Here is a 19682-nt window from a genome sequence, read left to right on the forward strand (position 1 = left end):
CTGTTATCTGTATTTCATTTTAGGCACATGAAAGAAAATAACAAGTCCAAAATGTCATGATTATTTTTCATCAGGCAAGGAAGCGAATTCCTCTCATAGCGGGCTATTAGGGGAATCTGCTAACGCAGCATGATGAAAAATTGGCTTAGCAGATGGACTTGTTATTTTTTTGATTGTGCCTTAATAATTATAAAAATATATTCAATTTAACATCATATTTATGCTATTCTATTATAAATCTAGATATAACATTTTCTAAATTTTCAACTACATTCTTAAGTTCCTCAGATGCATTATTTACATTTTCCACCGAACTTAATTGTTCGTGTACTGTAGCTGATACCTCTTCTGTTGATGCTGCTGATTCTTCACACACTGCAATTATTCCCTGCATTGAGGCAACTACTGCTTCCTTACTAGCTGCAGCATCTTCAATATTTTCAATTAAATTAGCCACTTGATCCGTCATTGTTCCAAAAGAAGTTTTTATATCATTAAATGCTCTTTTAGAATTATTCATCGAATCATTAACTTCAATGATTGTAGAATTTGATTTATCCATATTATTTTTTGTATTTTCAATTTTAACTCTAATTTCATTAATTATAGATTCAATTTTCTTAGTTGCATCTGCTGTTTGTTCTGAAAGTTTTCTTATTTCTTCTGCTACAACTCCAAATCCTCTACCTGCTTCACCAGCTCTAGCTGCTTCAATGGCGGCATTTAACGCTAAAAGATTAGTCTGTTCTGAAATACTATCAATTACAGATATAATTTCTCCAATCACTGTAGATTTTTCAGCTAACTCATTAACATCTTCAGTTGTTTTATTTCCTATTTCAGTCGTAGCTTGAATTTTAATCATCAAATTATTAATAGAATTTATTCCCTTATCATTTTCTTCTCTTGCTTCTGTAAATTTATCTTTAAATTCCTTTGCTATTGCAGTCATATTTTCCACTTTTTCTGTTAAATGTGCTAATTTCTCAGACCCAATTTGCGCTTCTCCTGCTTGTTCTTCGGCTCCTTTTGCTAACTCTAATACTGCTTGATTAATTGAAGTTATAGATTCCCTCAATTCTTCAGTTATTGAATTTAGATTGTTTGAATGATTAAATGTTGCTTGTGAAGAGCCCTTAATTTCTATTAATGCTTCTTTTACAATATTACGTAAATTTAAAACTGATTGTCCTATTATTCCTGTTTCATCTTTAAAACAATCTATCCTTTTTTCTTGATCTTCTGATGAAAAATCAAGTTTAGCAATTTTATTAACAAGCTTTGTAATAAATATAATTGGATTGCTTATTCTTTTTCCTATAATTAATGCTGCTATTGAGACAATGGCACAAACAATTAATGTAATTATCACAGAATATAATATTGTTTGATTTATTTCTTTAAATATATCACTTTCTTCTGCTGTAATCACCATTACATTACCATTCTCTAATTTTGAATAACCCAATATTGATTTTTTGCCATTAAACGTATAATTTTGAATTCCACTTTCATTTGATGAAAAATCTATAGTTTTTCCAACTAAATCTTTGACATTAGTCGTTTTATTATTATCTTTGTTTATTAAATAATCCCCACTATTATTAAGTAAAAATGCATATCCATTTCCATATACTTGTACCTTATTTATCATATCTTTATAATCATCAAAAAATAAGTCTACAGCTACAACACCTATGAGTACATCATTTAAATATATTGGTTTCGTGTAGGACATTCTCATACTTGTAGAACTTTTATCTGTGTGAGGGTCACTCCAAACAGCCTGTTTATTCTTTATTGGATTATAGTACCAACTCATATCATGATTACTTTCATAAAATTCTTCTTTTTTAAACTTATCAATTTGAGTTACTTTTTTAGTTTCTAAACTCCTTTCAAATATTACTTGATGTGCATTTGTTGTTAGTTCAGGATTTATGATCACCGCTACTCCAAGTAAGTTTGTTTTATCAAGTATTGTTTTTTGCATAATTGGAGTCAGAAATTTTGTATAGTTAGTTATGTAGTTATCATCACCAGAAACCTGATTTAATTCTATAGTACTTGAAATAAGATTGGATATATTGTCTACTGTATCTTTTGTACTAATGAGTCCTTCATTTACAGTTTGAGCATTATTCTTAGAAAGTTGTAGTAAGTTGTTTTCAGCTTCCTTTCTCATAGCATTTTTACTCATTATATTTGTTACACCAGTAATTATTATAGATGTTGCCAAACAGAAACATACAATCGATAATATTATTTTTGTTGAGATTTTTTTCATTTTCCTTATGCTCCTTTTAAGTTGATTATTTAAGCTTCATATATTATTACATTTATTTACCACACTATTATCGGTTTATTTTGGAAATTCTTTATACTTTTTTTTAATTAGATTTATCCAATTCTGTTTTTTATACATAAACAACTTAAGATTTAGATTTACTATATAACTTTACCTAAAGAAGCTGCATTATTTTTCTCCGTTGCTATATAATTGCAACATTCTGAAAAAGAATACAGCTTCTTTGTAGTGTGAATACATTTCAAATTTGATTTCTAGTGGATAGTTTGTTTGTATAAGTAAAAATCATAATTTAAAATTTATAAAAAGAACAAACTCTTACTTTAACTATTTTTTTCTTTTTGTCTTTCAATTCTTAAGCAAAATCCTTCTGAATCAACTCTAAATTCCTTATGAATAACAATTCCTTTTCTTGGCATACATAAAACCCCTATAAAAATTATTAATCCCAATATTGACACTATTATAGCTTCCATAAATGATAAAAGTATAATATTCATAATTAATCCCCCTCTTATACTTACTTTTATTAAGATACATGAAAAAAAATAACAAGTCCAAATGCCATGGTTATTTTTTTCATATACCTAAATTGTTTCTAGATACTCTTTAACTTCAAATAAATCATTACATATTTCAAACGCTAATTCTCTTATTTCATCATCAGGTAATTTCATATCTGGAACATTTATACTTATCATTCCAGCTGCTTTTGCAGCTCTAATTCCAGCTGTTGAATCCTCAATTACCATGCAATTTTCTGGATTCATATTTAATCCTTTGGCTGCTTTTAGAAAAATTTCTGGATCCGGTTTAGAATTTTCAACTTGATCGCCACAAATTATATAATCAACCTTGTCCTTTATTTTTATTTCTTCTAATAATTTATGTGCTCTCTCTTGCCTTGTTGAAGTAGCTACAGCTATTTTATAGTTTGCATCCTTTAAGTAATCGATTAATTCATGTACTCCTGACTTAATTATTACACCATCTCTGTCTATAGTACTTATGGCCAATTCAACTTTTTTCTTATATATTTCATCAAAAGGAAAATCAATTCCATATTGTTCTAACATTATCTCCTTTATAGATTTAGAATTTCTTCCTATCAATTTCAGATAAAACTCTTCATTCATTTCATATTTATAATCTTTAAAAGCTTCTTTAAAAGATTGAAATGATATTCTTTCTGTATCAATTAATACTCCATCCATATCAAAGATTATTGCCTTTATTTTTTTCATATGCTATCAACTCCTAATCACTACTCTCAGTATATAGTAACACTTAATCGAATTTTTTCCAACACTAGCTACCCCTAATATTATATTAATTTTTAAATAAAAAGAATGCACTAAATATATGTGCATCCTTTTTCATACCTATATTTATATTACTAAAAATACGTATAATTATGTACTTAATTAACTTCATTTATAAAGTTTCGTATCTTCTCTAAGAGCATACTCAAAGCAACAGTATTAGCTCCACCCTCTGGAATTATTATGTCTGCTCTTCTTTTACTTGGATCTACAAATTCTTCATGCATAGGTTTTACTGTACTAAGATATTGATTTACAACTGAATCAAGATCCCTTCCTCTTTCTTGAACATCTCTTAACAATCTTCTTATTATTCTAACATCACCATCAGTATCTACAAATACTTTAATATCCATTAGATCACAAAGTTCCTTATTTTCAAAAATCAATATTCCTTCAACTATTATTACTTTTGTTGGTTTTACTTCAACTGTTTCATATAATCTTGTATGTTCAACAAATGAATATACTGGATGATATATTGTATTTCCTTCTTTTAAACTCTTAAGCTGCTCTATTAGAAGATCTGTATCAAAAGAATCAGGATGATCATAATTAAGTTTTTTACGTTCTTCCATCGGAATTCCTTCATTTGATTTATAATAATAATCATGACAAAGAATACTCACCTTATCTTCAAAAACTTCTTTTATGCTTTGCGCTAAGGTAGTTTTTCCAGATCCACTACCTCCAGCTATACCTATTATCATTACATCTTGCATATTTTCCTCCATAATAAATTAATATGTCTTAATTAATTTATAATACCTATTAATAAGACTTAATCTCTGTCCCTATTGACATTTAACTATTAAATTTTATTATAAATGAAAGAAAAAAACAACTCCTATTAACAATTGGTATATGAAAATACTATAATTTAATATAGATAAGTAACTTATCCTTTAGAATTATGATGTAACTTACAGAAAGTAAAATCACAATCTTAAATTTAATAAATGTGTAAATATTTATACTAATAAGTCTATTTTATAGACTTAATTATGAAAAAATATTCACTTAATATATTGATTTATAACGACTTGATGACTATCCAATTCTATTTAATCATATTTTTCTATATAGATAAATAAACTACAAACTAAATTTAAGCTTTGAAATATATTATATACTAGAAAGAAGCTATATTCTTTTTTGGGGTGTTGCATTTATAACTTAATTGTAGGCATTTCTTCAGTAGAAGTTGTTCTATTCTTGCTTGTAATCAACTTATTTGAGACTCATACATAAATGAGCACAACTTCTGGCTGATAAGTGAATGTCCAAATCTTGTATTTGGCTTCTCGAACTTACTCAGTGAACGTATATAAGTCGAGTTTCATTTTACACAACTAAGTTATATAGCAACTGAGAAAAAGAATACAACTTCTTTCTATAAGTTACTACACAAGTCCAAATCTAAAGTTGTTTATATATAAGAGTTTTACAAAACATTTTTTTGTAAAGCTGAATTTTTCTTATATAAATACACAGTTAATTTATTATTATCTTTATCTCTGCTTTTAAGCATAACTGCATTTGTATCATCGTCATCCTTGTCTCCAAAAAATTCTATTGCTCTATTAATCTTTTTTATTTCTCCATTTTCATTTTTACATAACATTGATATTTTATTATTAAAACCTCTATGATGATCATTTAATTTCACATTAGTATATTGTTTTGACTTAGGTTCATCATTAAAATTATTTTCAGCATTTATATCAGAACATATCTCGTTTTCAGAGATAGTACTAACTTTTGTATCCTCTTTTTCATCTCTAACATTTATATTTTTTAAAACATATTCAATTTTAGTTACAAAAGCTTCATATTCCTCTACCATTTTAACTAATTCCTTAAATTCAATTACATCTTCTCCATATCTATTTTTAAATTCTTCTATCATATTTTCTACTTTTCCTTTATCATATATCCCTTTAAATGATAAGTCTTTTGCCAATCTTCTCACTATAACATCTATACTTTTATATTTTACAAATTGGAACATCTTTACGGTGAAAAACATCGATAATAAACAACAAGGTAGTGCAATTAGAGTAAATTTATTTAACAAAATACCAATAAATATTAGTAATAGAAAATTTGTATTCGCATCTTTATACTTCTCAATACCTTCTGATAACATAGGACTATAGGATAGAATTTTTTCTATCATAAGATCCTTGTTTTTTTTATCTATAGCTTTATCGTTTTTTTTATCTTTAATTTTTAGTTTTTTAAAACTTCTTTCTGTCTCTCTATTCACGCTCCCAACCTCCTCTTTTTGTAATTGTTTCCTTAATTTTACATCCTATGTGTTTTGCAATCAAGTTTTTATATCTTTTATATATCTATCTATTTTTTCAAATTATGTTAAACTTCAATATGTTATGATTTATTTTGTTATCATATATTAACATAATATGTCTTTTATGCACTTTAAATTTTTTTATGAATTTGTTTAATTAAACCTATTGACATAATTATATATATATGTTATTATAATAAATTTTACTTTTATTTAAATTTATGTTATACTATATAAGTAAATCATTTAGGAGGTGTGTTTTTTGTTTTCAATCGGTGATAAAGTCGTTTATCCAATGCAAGGTATAGGTATAGTTGAAAAAATAGAAGACAAAGTTTTTTCTGGAAAGAATAAGGAATACATAATAATTAAAATATTTTCTAACAATCTTGAAATAATGATTCCAAGCGATAAAATTTCTAATTCCAATTTGCGTATGATTAGTGATAATTCTACATTAGATGATATACTTTCTAGTCTTAATAATATGAATAACAACTCTGAAAGTCTATCTTCTAAAGAGAGATATCAATATAATGCAAATAAATTCAAATCTGGTTCTCTAAAAGATAGCGCTGAAGTCGTTTATGATTTAATGCTTATGAATAAAGAAAAAGCTTTAAACACAAGTGAAAAACAACTATATAATATTGCACATAAATTTTTAGTTGATGAGGTTTCTCTTATTAAAGATATAACTGAAAGTGAAGCTACAAACTTCTTGCATTTAGACCTTAATTAAGATATTTTTGCTGTACATATTTTGCATTTATATGTATTCAATTCTATAAAACCACAAAATTGTACACGAAAATTAAACCTATTAAATAATAACAACATAGTTGTTTTTATTTAATAGGTTTAATTTTTTATTTAATTACGAATTTTTATACTATAAAGAACATAAATTAACCAATTACCACAATTACCAGCATAGCAGATGATTTTTGTTAAATTCTAAAGCATATAAAAAAGCTATAAGAGTAAACTCTTATAGCTTAAATCACAAACAGATACTATCTTCTGTTGTTTTGTTGCTTTCTAGCTCTTCTACAATCAGGACATCTTACTGGTTCATTTTCAAATCCTTTTTCTTTGTAGAATTCTTGTTCTCCAACTGTGAATATAAATTCTTTTCCACAATCTTTACATACGATAGTCTTATCTTCCATTACTAATTCCTCCAAATTCAAAGACTTAGTTAACTAATTTTCTCATAAGGAGAAATTTTAATATAATTAAATCTTTTATCTATTTTTATTCCTTTCGGAACTCCTTAAGTATAACACGTATTCATATTAATTACAACTACTTCTTTAAATTTAATTTTGTTATTTTCTCTAACATGTAAATATTATCATTTAATACTTTTACATATAGATATAAATCATTATTTACTTTCACTACTTTCTTGCTTATCTTGTTGTTTTTGTATTCTTACTAAAGCTGTATTAACAAAGGAATTTACTATAATATATGTGCTTGATTCAACTTTAATAAAACTCATTTGAACATTATCGCCCATTTGTGTAAAAGCTACATCTCTAGACTTTTCTGTTGAATATGAAACAATTTATACTAAAAATTTAACTTATTAAACGAAAATTAATACAAAAATCATATCTTCAAAATAAAAAATCCTCTGTATTTAAGCTGTTAAAATACAGAGGTTCATATATTATTAAAAGGTTGTATTTCTAAATAATACAACGTTAAAAATGTGGAAGTTGTATTATACAATGTAAATCATAAGCAATGGCAAAGCAATGATTACATTTTAGAAATAATCCCTTTTGGGGGCTTGTTTAAATTTATAGCTTTTAAAACGAAAAAGAGATAACGAGGTCTTGGCTTAAACTTTCGAGACCTCATTATCTCTTTCTTATTTATTATGTTATCATAATATCACATATTGTCAGTTTTTTCAATATTTTTTTGAATATTTTTCTTAATTTTGGGCTTTCTCTTTGATATTATGAGAATTCCATGTAAATGATAAGAATACTATTGCTAGAATTGATGAAATAATTAGCATAGTAAATCCACCATTCCAACTAAATTTGTCTACTACTACTCCCATTAATGCTTCTGCCGCTACTTCTCCACCAAGATATCCAAATAAGCCAGTAAAGCCTGCTGCTGTTCCTCCTGCTTTTTTGGGTACAAAATCTAAAGCACTAACCCCTATCAACATAACTGGTCCATATATTAATGCTCCTACAGATGCTAAAGCACAATCTATAGCCAATGGATTTGTACTCTTCCAATAAATGAATGTTGCAATTCCAACACCAACCATACATATTATTCCTATCGGTGCACGCCTTCCATTAAAGATATGATCACTAATCCAGCCAACTATTATAGTTCCTGGTATTGCAGCGTATTCAAATAATGCATATGCTATAGATGAATCTGTTGTTGAAAAGTGCCTTACTTCTTGTAAATATGTTGGTGCCCAGTTTGCAACTCCATATCTAACAAAATAAACAAAAATATTTGCAACTGCTACGCACCATAAAAGTTTATTATTAAGTACGTATTTAAACAAAATTTCCTTTGCAGTAAGCTCTAATTCAGCATCTTCAACTGTACTCTGTGATTCTGGATAATCATTTCTATATTCTTCAATTGGTGGTAATCCAACTGATTGAGGAGTATCTCTAGCAAAAATCATATATATTATTCCTGCACAAATTGCCAATATTCCTGGAAAATAAAAATTTCCTTTCCATGATCCAAATATTGATACTCCGACTAAAACAATAGTTGCTATAAATCCACCACCAACATTATGCGCTGTATTCCATATAGACATTTTAACACCACGTTCATTATCTGAAAACCAATGTGTCATAATTCTTCCACATGGAGGCCATCCCATTCCTTGGAACCAACCATTTAACAACATTAAAACAAACATTATACCTAAATTAGGAGCATTAGGTATAAATAAATTCACTACGCCTGATAATATAAGTCCAATTGCTAAAAAATATCGCGGATTAGATCTATCCGATAGATTACCCATAACAAATTTACTTACACCATATGCCATACCTAATGCTGATGCAACTAACCCAATTTCACTCTTAGTAAATCCTTGTTGAAAAAAATACACCTTGGCTAACGCAAAATTACTTCTTACAAAGTAATAAAACATATACCCAATGTAGGCACTCAAGAACATCTGTAAACGATATCTTTTGTAGATTGACGGTATTCTTTCTTCAGGTATCCTTTCAACATAAGGTGCTGGTTTTAAAAAATTTAACATAAAATAATCCCTCCCTATAAATTCTCTTACATAACCCCCTATTTTACTTTTATATGATTTTAAATTAATTAATATTCCTTATGTTTAGTAAATATTAATCATTCTAACAAAATATATTTGTACTATATTTCAAATAATAAAACATAGAGGTATTAGCAAAGCTAATACCTCTAGAATATAAAATTAAATTGCTTTTATATTTCTAGTTGCAACAATATTAACACCAGTTCCAAGTACATTTTCTATTAAAATATCACCAATTTTAACAGGGGCTTCAATTGTAGCCTTATTAATTTCATCCATACACTTAAAATTCAATCCCTTTGGAATTGGCTTATCAGTCTTTACAGGTACTACTGGTAAATATCCATTAACCACCTTAGCTGTTGTAGTTATTACTCTAACAGGATTAGTAACTTCATTTATCCCATATTCAGCGCCTCTTGGACAAGTATTCCCTGTAACTTTATTTACTTCTGCATCTACTTTTAAATGACATCCCTTAGGACAACATATACAAATTAATTCTTTTTCCATTTTCTATTCACCATCCTCTAATGATATTGTTATATCACCTTTAACTTTATCTAATAACACTTTGCTTAAGACCACTTTTTCCATTTCTGATGGTGCTAAATGTGCTCTTTTAAATTTAGCTATAACTTCATCTTCACTTCTTACAACTAATGCTTTATTATGATAAATATTATTTACTCTCATAAATATAGTTAATTTATCATCTACTGCGTTAACATTAAGTCTTTGTGGAACTGTATAATTAATATTTTGTCCATTAATTATGTTTACACAGTTATCTTTATTAAGCTCACCTTTAATATATTTAGCTGCTGAAGCTCCTGCATGTTTAGATTCTTGTGTTACAAAATCAACTAAATCATGTACATGGACTACATTACCACAGGCAAATATACCATCAACTGATGTTTCCATGCTTTCTGTAACTCTTAGTCCATTAGTTCTTCTATCAGGTTCAAGCCCAGCATTATAAGACAATTCATTTTCTGGAATTAAACCTACTGATAATAGTAATGTATCAACATCAAATTCTTTTTCAGTTCCCTTAATTGGCTGCTTCTTTTCATCAACCTCTGCGATTATTACTTTTTCAACTCTTTCCTTACCTACAATATCAACTACTGTGTGTGATAAATATAATGGTATATCATAATCATTTAAACATTGAACAATATTTCTGTTTAATCCGTTTGAATATGGACACAATTCAACTACAGCTTTAACTTTAGCTCCTTCAAGTGTCATTCTTCTTGCCATTATAAGTCCAATATCTCCTGATCCTAAAATAAGAACTTCCTTTCCTGGCATATATCCTTCTACATTAATATATCTTTGAGCTGCACCTGCACTAAATACTCCTGCTGGTCTATCACCTGGAATATTAATAGCTCCTCTAGTTCTTTCTCTACAACCCATTGCTAAAATTATGGCCTTAGTTTTAAGTTCCATATAACCCTCTTCACCATTAATAGCATGAACTGTTTTATCTTTCTCTATATCTAGTACCATTGTATCTAGCTTAACTTCTACATTAGTATCTTCAATCATATCAATGAATCTTCCTGCGTACTCAGGTCCTGTAAGCTCTTCCTTAAAAGTATGTAGACCAAAACCATTGTGAATACATTGATTTAATATTCCACCTAATTCTTTATCTCTTTCTAAAATCAAAATTTTCTTTATTCCATTACTATATGCTTCATACGCAGCTGCAAGACCTGCTGGACCCCCACCTACAACTATTAATTCATAACTCATCATATTAAATTCACTAGCAAATCTCTTGATTCTTCACTAGTTTCCTCCCTTCTCTACTACTTTGTCTTTCCTAATAAAATATATGAACCGGATTTTTCTTGAACTACATCTTCAAGAGGTATATTGTATTCTCTTGCTATTATTTCTTGAACTCTTGGGCCACAGAAACCACCTTGACATCTTCCCATTCCAGGTCTACATCTTCTCTTAATACCATCTAAAGATAATACTCCAAAGCTTTTATGGATTGCATCAACAATTTCGCCCTCTGTTATACTTTCGCATCTACATACTATTCTTCCATACTGTGGATTTTTTCTTATTAATTCAGCCTTTTCTTTTGCTGATAATTCCATAAAATGAACTTGATCTCTTTTTCCATTAAAGTTTGTTTTCTTTTCTAATTTACATTCTGCTTTACCTAATATATTAATGACTTCAAGAGCAATTGCTGGTGCTGATGATAATCCTGGTGATTTCATTCCAGCAACATCTATAAATCCCTTTACGTTCTCATTTTCTTCTACTATAAAATCTCCCTTATCAGGATTTGCTCTAAGCCCTGCAAAATTTCTAATTCCTTCTCTGAAATTAACTTTTTTTGTTGTACGCATTGAAGCTTCTCTAACAAAATTTAATCCTTCTCCTACAGTTCCTAAATCTTCTTTATCTTCAATATCTCTCGCATCTGGACCAACTAATAAGTTTCCATGAACAGTTGGTGTTACCAAAACACCCTTACCAAGCTTAGATGGACATTGAAATATTGTATGTGTAAATAAGTTTCCTTGGCTCTTATCCATTACAAAATATTCACCACTTCTTGGAATTATCTTAAAACTTTCCTTGCAAATTAAGTTATGAATTTTATCTGCATAAAGCCCAGCTGCATTTATAACAAATCTAGATTCTATAACTTCACCATCTTTAGTTGTAATCTTAAATAAATCATTCTTTTCTATTGAAACAACTTCTTTTTCAAGTTTAATCTCTCCACCATTAGCAACACCATTCTCAGCTAATGCAATTGTATATTCAAATGGTCCTACTATTCCGCCTGTTGGTGCATATAATGCTCCTGCTATTTCATCGCTTAAATTTGGTTCTTTTTCTAACACTTCTTCTCTTGTTAAAATCTTTAATCCCTTTACTCCGATTTTAGTTCCATTTTCATAAAGGTCATGTACTGTATTCATATCTTCATCATTAAATGCTATGATAAGTGATCCATTTCTTTTAAATGGTACACTTAGTTCTTTGCATAGATCTTCAAACATTTCATTTCCTTTTACATTGAATTTTGCCATCAATGTTCCTTCTTTAGGGTCATATCCAGCATGTACTATTGCTGAATTTGCTTTACTTGTTCCCATGGATACATCTTTTTCTTTTTCTAGAACTACTACTTTTAAATTATACTTAGTTAATTCTCTAAATATTGAAGTTCCAATAACTCCTGCTCCAATTATTGCTATATCATACATATTATATCCTCCTTAATTTATGCAAAAAAGCCAAGCCAAAAACAAGGTGTACTAAATCACCAAAGTTTTTGTGCTTGACTCTATATTCTCTCAGCACTTATTTTCTTTTTATGTGTTAATTATATCATGTAAAGGTATTCCTGTCTACCATTAATTTTCTTATTTTTAATATTTTATACTCTTATTATTCCTCTTCCCAACCTTTAACTCTTTCAACGGCCTTTTTCCAACCTTTGTATAAATTTTGTTTTTTATCTTCATCTAAACTTGGAACATAAGCCTCACTTACAGCCCATTTCTTAGCAATTTCCTCTTTAGATTCCCAGAATCCTACTGCAAGTCCAGCTAAATACGCTGCTCCAAGTGCTGTTGTTTCTGTTATTATAGGTCTTACAACTTCTGCGCCTGTAATATCTGCTTGGAATTGCATCAATAAATTATTTCTACTAGCTCCTCCATCTACTTTAAGACTTGTAAGTTTACATCCTGAATCTTCTTGCATTGCATCTATAAGATCTTTAGATTGATATGCAATACATTCTAATGCGGCTCTTATTATATGATTTCTATTTGCACCTCTTGTTAATCCAAATATAGCACCTCTTGCATACATGTCCCAATATGGTGCTCCAAGTCCTGTAAATGCAGGTACAACATATACTCCTCCGTTATCTTCTACCTTCTTAGCAAAATATTCTGTATCCGCTGCATCATTAACCAATTTAAGTTCGTCTCTAATCCATTGAATTACAGCCCCACCAACAAATACTGATCCTTCTAATGCATATTGCACTTTGTTATCTATACCTACTGCAATAGTAGTTACTAAGCCATTTTTACTTTGAATCATCTTTTCTCCTGTATTCATAAGCAGGAAACATCCTGTTCCATAAGTATTCTTTACACTTCCTGCTTCAAAACAAGTTTGTCCAAACAATGCACATTGTTGATCTCCTGCCATACCAGCAATCGGAACTCTAATTCCTCCTGTTCCACCAAGATTTGTATATCCATAAACTTCTGATGAATTTTTAACTTCTGGCAGCATTGATTTTGGTATATTAAGTTTTTCTAATATTTTATCGTCCCATCTTAATTCTTTTATATTATAAAGCATTGTTCTAGAAGCATTAGTGTAGTCGGTTACATGAACTTTGCCTTTTGTAAGTTTCCAAACCAACCAAGTATCTACTGTACCAAATAGCAATTCACCTTTTTCTGCTCTTTCTCTAGCCCCTTCAACATTATCTAAAATCCACTTTATCTTAGTTCCTGAAAAATATGCATCTAACAATAACCCTGTATTTTCTTTAACATAATCTCCAAACTCTCTATCTTTCTTAAGTTCCTCTACTATAGCTGCAGTTCTTCTACATTGCCATACTATTGCATTGTAAACTGGCTCGCCTGTATTTTTATCCCAAACTATTGTTGTTTCCCTTTGGTTGGTTATTCCTATGGCTGCTACTTCATCTTGACTAATATTAGCTTTAGCCATAACTTCTTGTAAAACTCCATATTGGCTTGCCCATATTTCTAATGGATTATGTTCTACCCAACCTTGTTTTGGATAAATCTGATTAAATTCCTTTTGGCTTACCTCCATTATGTTTTGATCCTTGTCAAAAATTATCGCTCTTGAACTTGTTGTTCCTTGATCTAATGCTATTACATATTTATTCATAGCTTTGCCACCCACCCTTTTTATTCTTAATTTATTTTCATGTGCCTAATGTGTCTAAAAGTTATAGCCACATAAAACAATCTAAACTTTAACAAATACTTATCTTACGTATAATCATATAAGTATTCAATTAAATTTAGAATATATAAGTAAAGATATTTTCATCTTTTCTTATATATGTATTGTTTTATGTGGCTATACTCTACATACTCTATCGCCTACATGTCCCAAATTTCTTTTTTAGTTGTTGATACACAAGTTGCACCTGAACTTAACGCTTGCATAACCTCTTCTTTAGTTTCAATTAATCCCCCAGCAACAACTGGTTTAGATGAATATTCTGAAAGAATACCTATTACCTTTGGCATTATTCCAGGTAATACTTCTAACGCATCACATTCTGCTCCCATATGTTTCTTTACATTATTTAATGAAAGAGTATCGAATACAAATATTCTTTGAATTGCTATTAAGCCATAACTTTTAGCAATTTTAACCATTTGAGACTTGGTGCTTATAATTCCTTTAAACTGTGTTTCTTCTTTTAAATATTTTACGACAACTTCTTTATTGGTAAGTCCTTCAACTAAATCAATATGAATTATTCCAATTTTACCTGTGGATGCTATTACATCTCCTAATTTTTTAATGTTTATTAAATCACCAAATAATACAAATATAATTTCTGCTGTAGAATTCATTGCTAATTGCAATTGTTGTTCATTTTTAACTGCTGCTATCACCGGATTTTCTTCTAATAATTCCTTAATATCCATATGACTCCTTTTTATGTAATCATTTTCTCTCATTTAGTATTACATATTTATTCTACATAGTCAATATTTTATTACAATAATTAATCATAGAATTTTTACATAAAATCTATAGATTATTCATATATATCTGAAAATTCTAAATTGATTTTTTCAACAAAATCATCTATTGTCGGATCACAACATCTAATTTCATCATTAACTTCATCTGCCATTCTGCAAGGAATATATATTATGAATTCGGAACCAATTCCCTCCTTGCTATTTACATCTATTGTTCCATTGTGCAGTTCAACTAAACACTTTACAAGAGAAAGCCCTATCCCACTACCTTCATGGTCCCTTGTAAGAGATTTATCAACTTGTACGAAACGTTCAAAAATAGAATTTAATTTATCTTTAGGGATACCTCTACCTGTATCTTTTATCCTAATACAAATATTTTCATTACAATCCTCTATATTGACCATAATTTTTCCCCCTTTAGGAGTAAACTTCACTGCATTTGATAATATGTTCAATATAATTCTTTCTATTTTTTCTGGATCGCAAGCAATAATTTTTTCTTCTACGCTTGTATCAAATATTAGTGACAATCCTTTATTTTCAATATAGTCTGATACTGATAAGGTTATATTTTCTATAAGATTTATTATATCAATATTATATTCATTCATATCAAAATAACCTGAATCTATTTTTGTTATATCAATTATATTATTTACAAGTCTTAAAAGGCGATAACAATTTTGCTTCATTATCTTTGTATATTTATACTTATCTATAGATTTATTTTCAAATGAACAACGCTTTAAATTAATGTCATGTACCTGCAAGGCTGAAAAAATAACATTAATAGGAGTTCTTAATTCATGAGATATGTTAGAAAAGAACTCTGTTTTAATCCTATCATATTCCTTAATTTCATATAGCTTTCTTCTTTCTTCAAGAACATTTCTTCGAAGTTCTTCCATCTGTTTTCTTTCAGTTATATCTATTGCTACTTTAATTAATAATTTATGTCCATCTTGCATATTTCCAATATATGCAGAAAAGAAATTCCAAATTCTTATGCTTCCACTCTTTATTTTTATGGAATATTCTCCATCATCTTGTCTTTTCTCTAAATTAAATAGCCTACTTGTATAATTCCCCTTTAAGTCATTTATTAATATCCCTGCCGCCTCTGCCCACTTATAAATTGTTGGAATATCACTTATTGTATATCCTGTAATATCAGTCCAAGTTCTATTTATTTTTTTTATTTCACCATCTTCAGTATATAACATCATTGGTACTGGCGCTTCTTCTATAGAATATCTAAATTGTCTTTCACTTTCTTTTAAAGCATCTTCTGTTTTTGTACGTTCATTAATTTCGTCCTCAAGCATAACATTAAATTCTTTTAATTCCTGGGTTATTTCCTCAAGTTGCTTTTTTTGCTCAGCCACTTTATTTTTTAAATATTCATTTTCTTTTAACAATTGTTCATTAATTTTATTAATATCATCATAGGATTTTATATTTTTATATTCTACTTCCATTAGATATAGCTCCATTTCAAAATATTTTAATTAATTATCTTGATAAGGCACATTCAAAAAATAACAAATCCATTTGCCAACCTATTTTTCATCTGAGGAAAATTGGCTCGCATTCACTCACTGAGTAAGCGATTCACACCAAATTGGGCTTATTATTTGTTTTCATATGACTAAAGTAACTTTGAAAATATAGTATTACATAAACTATATGCATATTATTTATCTATTTTTTTGTTCTAAAAACCAACATGACAGAAGTTTGATTTAAATGTCCTATATATTGTTCACCATAAGCTGAAAACCCTATATTAGTAATGTTATCAAATATTTTGCAATATTGATCTTGAAGCTTCTTTTTCTTAATTTCTCTTGTTCGTTCAAGACATTGAAAATTTATAATACCATCAATGTTTCCAAACTCATTTATTTTATTTATTAGAATTTTCTCAGTATCTTCAATAATATTGGTAGGTTTCAGTAATCTTACTTCCATTCCTTTAAGTATATTGCAATAAAACAACATATTTGTATTATTTACTCTTTGCGGGCTTCTTACAAATATATCATTTTCTCCAACGACTAGCCCTAAAGGATTAGTTACAAAATAATTTTCTATATCTTCAGATTTACATAATCCAATGGATTCCTTATATGCCAAACTCGCTGGTTTATGATTAAATTCAACTACTTCTCTACATTCTTCATTAACCTTATTTGCAATAAGAGTGCTATTTAAAGCTTTAAAGCTTTGAGTCTTAATAATGTCGAAGTCAGCATCACAATTTATTTTTAATAGTAACAAAACACTCGCATCCGTATATGCTTTTCCATTTGCACAAACATATGTTCTTGCAAATTTATAATTATCACCAGCAGAACCTCCAACAAAAAAAACATTTGTCCTATTTCCTATTGAGTCCATTATTTTTTCTTCTTTCATGCTTATACCATCAATTAAAGTCATTCCAACATATTTTCTTGAGTCCATATTATACAAACTTTCATTATAATACTTCTCAAAAGATGCAAAGGCTGCTTCTAAATTTAAAGCTTGTTTCATATTTTCAATTACTTCAACTTTTACGTCTGAAATAATATTAGAATTAATCCCCATTGCAACAACTGAATTTTCTAGTAGTTCCCCACTCTCTATTTCACCAGCTGTTGAGCATCCTACAACTACACAATCATTAAATTCTTCTTGCATAAGTTTACTAATTTTAGCTTGGTTAAAATTAGGAGAAGCAAAAAATATAACTAATTTTATTTTTGAAATATTCAACTGCCGCTTAATATCATCTACAATTTCTTTTTCTAATTGCTTAGTTGAAACTGCAGATTTTATATTTATTTCATTCTTTTCTAAGCTATTTACATTCAATTGTTTAGCTATATTATAGAGTTTTTCAATAATCACTTCATCATCAATAGAGTTCTTATCAAATTTATTTGGATTAAATCCTTTTAATATTAATTTGGCTATAGTCATTTCTGCAATAGCAGGATTTCCCTTTGATCTTATTCTAATAATTTCATCGATTATTTCTTTTATTCGACCAGCCAAAACTCCTCACTCCTTCTCATCGATTTATCCTCTGATATCTAATATTCAACTTTAAATAATGTTTAATTACAAAATCATTATAACATATTTTTACTATAATTTACCTTAATTTTCATAAAAACTCTTTATATACTTATTTTGAATTTTTATGGAATATATGAAAAAACAGAACACCACGTTAACGGTGGTGTTCTATTTTTCTACTATAAATAGATATTGTTATAGTTTTCCACAATATTAAAATTATGTATTTTATTTAAAATCTTCTATTCTTATAATATTATCTATCTTATATACAGATTTCAAATTCATAATTTCTTCAATTGCAATGTTAATTTCTGATTCTTTAGTTTTATGTGTTACCAATACAATTGTAACCTGGCCATCTTCTTCATCACCTTTTTGAATTACAGAACGTATGCTGACGTTATGCTTTCCAAGAATGGCTGTTATTTCACCAAGAACTCCTGATTCATCTAATACTGTTGCTCTAATATAATATTTACTTTTGACAGATTCCATATCCAAAATCTCTCTATTCCATAGATTATTCTTTACAACAGGATTATCATTTTCAGTGTTAACATTACTTCTTACAATAGATACAATGTCACTTACTACAGCACTACCTGTTGGTAAATCTCCAGCTCCTCTTCCATAGAACATTAAATCTCCTACTGCATTACCTCTTATAAATACTGCATTGTATGAATCATATACATTTGATAATGGATGCTTTTTAGGAATCATTGTAGGATGAACTCTTAACTCTACTTTTCCATCAACTTCTTTAGCTATTGCAAGTAGTTTAATTCCCATTTTAAATTGACTTGCATATTTCATATCTATAGCTTCAATTTTAGTAATACCTTCTCTATATACATTTGATACATCAATTTTAGTTCCAAATGCCAAGGATGCAAGTATAGCTAATTTGTATTGAGCATCATAAGCTTCAATATCTGATGTTGGATCTGCTTCTGCATAGCCTTTTTCTTGAGCTTCTTTTAAGACATCACCAAAATTAGCACCTTCCAGTTCCATTTTACTTAAAATATAATTTGTAGTACCATTCACAATACCATATAGTGTTTCTATCTTATTGGCTGTTAAGCTTTCGTTTATTCCTTTTATTATTGGAATTCCCCCTGCTACACTAGCTTCATATTGGAACATAATTCCTTTTTCATCAGCTTTTTCAAAAAGTTCATCTCCACCAGTAGCTAACAGCATTTTATTTGCAGTCACTATATGTTTTTTCTTGTCCATACATTTAAGCATATAATCTCTAGCTGGTTCCATTCCCCCCATAACTTCTACAACAATCTTAATACTACCATCTTCCAATATTTCATTAAAATCTGTAGTAACTAAATCATCTGGAACGTCTATTCCTCTTGGTTTGTTTTTGTCTCTTACAAGAATTTTCGCTATTTCTACTTCATATCCACATCTTTTCATTATCTCTTCTTTATTAGAATTTAAAATCATCCAAACACCACGACCAACATTCCCCAATCCTAGTAGTGCTATTTTTATTTTTTTCATTTTATGCCCCCCTTAAGTTCTAAATACTATAACTAATATTATATCTATAATTATAATTGTAATACTACATTTT

At 28.6% G+C, this 19682-nt stretch carries 17 protein-coding genes; 1 reads left to right on the top strand and 16 read right to left on the bottom strand.

Going from position 1 to position 19682, the window contains the following annotated elements:
* Positions 1–223: 223 nt before the first annotated feature.
* The 5 genes from CLSA_RS13605 to CLSA_RS13620 form a co-directional block, all read right to left on the bottom strand.
* The gene (locus CLSA_RS13605; protein WP_022746934.1) at positions 224–2287 is read right to left on the bottom strand and encodes a methyl-accepting chemotaxis protein; all 2064 of its coding nucleotides are present in this window, start codon (positions 2285–2287) and stop codon (positions 224–226) included.
* 344 nt (positions 2288–2631) lie between these two features.
* Entirely contained in the window at positions 2632–2808 is a 177-nt protein-coding gene (locus CLSA_RS23135; protein WP_022746935.1) for a hypothetical protein, read from the bottom strand.
* Between the two features lie 87 nt (positions 2809–2895).
* Complete coding sequence (locus CLSA_RS13610; RefSeq protein ID WP_022746936.1) at positions 2896–3552, bottom strand: HAD family hydrolase; 657 nt, start codon at positions 3550–3552, stop codon at positions 2896–2898.
* 176 nt (positions 3553–3728) lie between these two features.
* Complete coding sequence (gene udk / locus CLSA_RS13615) at positions 3729–4352, bottom strand: uridine kinase (RefSeq protein ID WP_022746937.1); 624 nt, start codon at positions 4350–4352, stop codon at positions 3729–3731.
* A gap of 722 nt (positions 4353–5074) precedes the next feature.
* Entirely contained in the window at positions 5075–5899 is an 825-nt protein-coding gene (locus tag CLSA_RS13620) for a hypothetical protein (protein WP_022746938.1), read from the bottom strand.
* Between the two features lie 295 nt (positions 5900–6194).
* Here CLSA_RS13620 and CLSA_RS13625 point away from each other — a divergent pair, with 295 nt between their 5' ends.
* Positions 6195–6683 (top strand): CarD family transcriptional regulator, encoded by a 489-nt coding sequence (locus CLSA_RS13625; RefSeq protein WP_236903252.1) that lies wholly within the window; start codon positions 6195–6197, stop codon positions 6681–6683.
* 274 nt (positions 6684–6957) lie between these two features.
* Here CLSA_RS13625 and CLSA_RS13630 read toward each other — a convergent pair whose 3' ends face one another.
* From CLSA_RS13630 to CLSA_RS13675, 11 genes are all read right to left on the bottom strand, one after another.
* The gene (locus CLSA_RS13630; RefSeq protein WP_002580662.1) at positions 6958–7113 is read right to left on the bottom strand and encodes a zinc-ribbon domain-containing protein; all 156 of its coding nucleotides are present in this window, start codon (positions 7111–7113) and stop codon (positions 6958–6960) included.
* Positions 7114–7331: 218 nt separating this feature from the next.
* A complete protein-coding gene (locus tag CLSA_RS24350; protein WP_022746940.1) occupies positions 7332–7466 on the bottom strand; it encodes a hypothetical protein in 135 nt (44 codons plus the stop codon).
* Between the two features lie 423 nt (positions 7467–7889).
* A complete protein-coding gene (gene pgtP, locus CLSA_RS13635) occupies positions 7890–9218 on the bottom strand; it encodes a phosphoglycerate transporter protein PgtP (RefSeq protein WP_022746941.1) in 1329 nt (442 codons plus the stop codon).
* Positions 9219–9401: 183 nt separating this feature from the next.
* Positions 9402–9755: a DUF1667 domain-containing protein gene (locus CLSA_RS13640; RefSeq protein ID WP_022746942.1), complete on the bottom strand. Its 354-nt coding sequence runs from the start codon at positions 9753–9755 to the stop codon at positions 9402–9404.
* A gap of 3 nt (positions 9756–9758) precedes the next feature.
* The gene (locus CLSA_RS13645; RefSeq protein WP_041716621.1) at positions 9759–11012 is read right to left on the bottom strand and encodes an NAD(P)/FAD-dependent oxidoreductase; all 1254 of its coding nucleotides are present in this window, start codon (positions 11010–11012) and stop codon (positions 9759–9761) included.
* A 56-nt stretch (positions 11013–11068) separates the two neighbouring features.
* Positions 11069–12496 carry an NAD(P)/FAD-dependent oxidoreductase gene (locus CLSA_RS13650; protein ID WP_022746944.1) on the bottom strand — a complete coding sequence of 476 codons (1428 nt, stop codon included), beginning with the start codon at positions 12494–12496 and terminating at the stop codon, positions 11069–11071.
* A gap of 184 nt (positions 12497–12680) precedes the next feature.
* The gene (glpK, locus tag CLSA_RS13655; protein WP_022746945.1) at positions 12681–14180 is read right to left on the bottom strand and encodes a glycerol kinase GlpK; all 1500 of its coding nucleotides are present in this window, start codon (positions 14178–14180) and stop codon (positions 12681–12683) included.
* Between the two features lie 218 nt (positions 14181–14398).
* Positions 14399–14956: a glycerol-3-phosphate responsive antiterminator gene (locus CLSA_RS13660; protein WP_022746946.1), complete on the bottom strand. Its 558-nt coding sequence runs from the start codon at positions 14954–14956 to the stop codon at positions 14399–14401.
* 113 nt (positions 14957–15069) lie between these two features.
* Positions 15070–16497 (bottom strand): sensor histidine kinase, encoded by a 1428-nt coding sequence (locus CLSA_RS22570; protein ID WP_022746947.1) that lies wholly within the window; start codon positions 16495–16497, stop codon positions 15070–15072.
* 223 nt (positions 16498–16720) lie between these two features.
* Positions 16721–18061 carry an FIST signal transduction protein gene (locus tag CLSA_RS13670; RefSeq protein ID WP_022746948.1) on the bottom strand — a complete coding sequence of 447 codons (1341 nt, stop codon included), beginning with the start codon at positions 18059–18061 and terminating at the stop codon, positions 16721–16723.
* Positions 18062–18313: 252 nt separating this feature from the next.
* The gene (locus CLSA_RS13675; protein ID WP_022746949.1) at positions 18314–19609 is read right to left on the bottom strand and encodes a homoserine dehydrogenase; all 1296 of its coding nucleotides are present in this window, start codon (positions 19607–19609) and stop codon (positions 18314–18316) included.
* Positions 19610–19682: the final 73 nt, after the last annotated feature.

This window comes from Clostridium saccharobutylicum DSM 13864 (genome assembly GCF_000473995.1).
In the GTDB taxonomy this organism is placed as follows: Bacteria; Bacillota; Clostridia; order Clostridiales; family Clostridiaceae; genus Clostridium; species Clostridium saccharobutylicum.

Excerpts from the sequence above, each read along its gene's own strand:
- CLSA_RS13605 (WP_022746934.1), bottom strand. The coding sequence starts at position 2,287 with ATGAAAAAAATCTCAACAAAAATAATATTATCGATTGTATGTTTCTGT.
- CLSA_RS23135 (WP_022746935.1), bottom strand. The coding sequence starts at position 2,808 with ATGAATATTATACTTTTATCATTTATGGAAGCTATAATAGTGTCAATA.
- CLSA_RS13610 (WP_022746936.1), bottom strand. The coding sequence starts at position 3,552 with ATGAAAAAAATAAAGGCAATAATCTTTGATATGGATGGAGTATTAATT.
- udk (WP_022746937.1), bottom strand. The coding sequence starts at position 4,352 with ATGCAAGATGTAATGATAATAGGTATAGCTGGAGGTAGTGGATCTGGA.
- CLSA_RS13630 (WP_002580662.1), bottom strand. The coding sequence starts at position 7,113 with ATGGAAGATAAGACTATCGTATGTAAAGATTGTGGAAAAGAATTTATA.
- CLSA_RS24350 (WP_022746940.1), bottom strand. The coding sequence starts at position 7,466 with ATGGGCGATAATGTTCAAATGAGTTTTATTAAAGTTGAATCAAGCACA.
- pgtP (WP_022746941.1), bottom strand. The coding sequence starts at position 9,218 with ATGTTAAATTTTTTAAAACCAGCACCTTATGTTGAAAGGATACCTGAA.
- CLSA_RS13640 (WP_022746942.1), bottom strand. The coding sequence starts at position 9,755 with ATGGAAAAAGAATTAATTTGTATATGTTGTCCTAAGGGATGTCATTTA.
- CLSA_RS13645 (WP_041716621.1), bottom strand. The coding sequence starts at position 11,012 with ATGAGTTATGAATTAATAGTTGTAGGTGGGGGTCCAGCAGGTCTTGCA.
- CLSA_RS13650 (WP_022746944.1), bottom strand. The coding sequence starts at position 12,496 with ATGTATGATATAGCAATAATTGGAGCAGGAGTTATTGGAACTTCAATA.
- glpK (WP_022746945.1), bottom strand. The coding sequence starts at position 14,180 with ATGAATAAATATGTAATAGCATTAGATCAAGGAACAACAAGTTCAAGA.
- CLSA_RS13660 (WP_022746946.1), bottom strand. The coding sequence starts at position 14,956 with ATGGATATTAAGGAATTATTAGAAGAAAATCCGGTGATAGCAGCAGTT.
- CLSA_RS22570 (WP_022746947.1), bottom strand. The coding sequence starts at position 16,497 with ATGGAAGTAGAATATAAAAATATAAAATCCTATGATGATATTAATAAA.
- CLSA_RS13675 (WP_022746949.1), bottom strand. The coding sequence starts at position 19,609 with ATGAAAAAAATAAAAATAGCACTACTAGGATTGGGGAATGTTGGTCGT.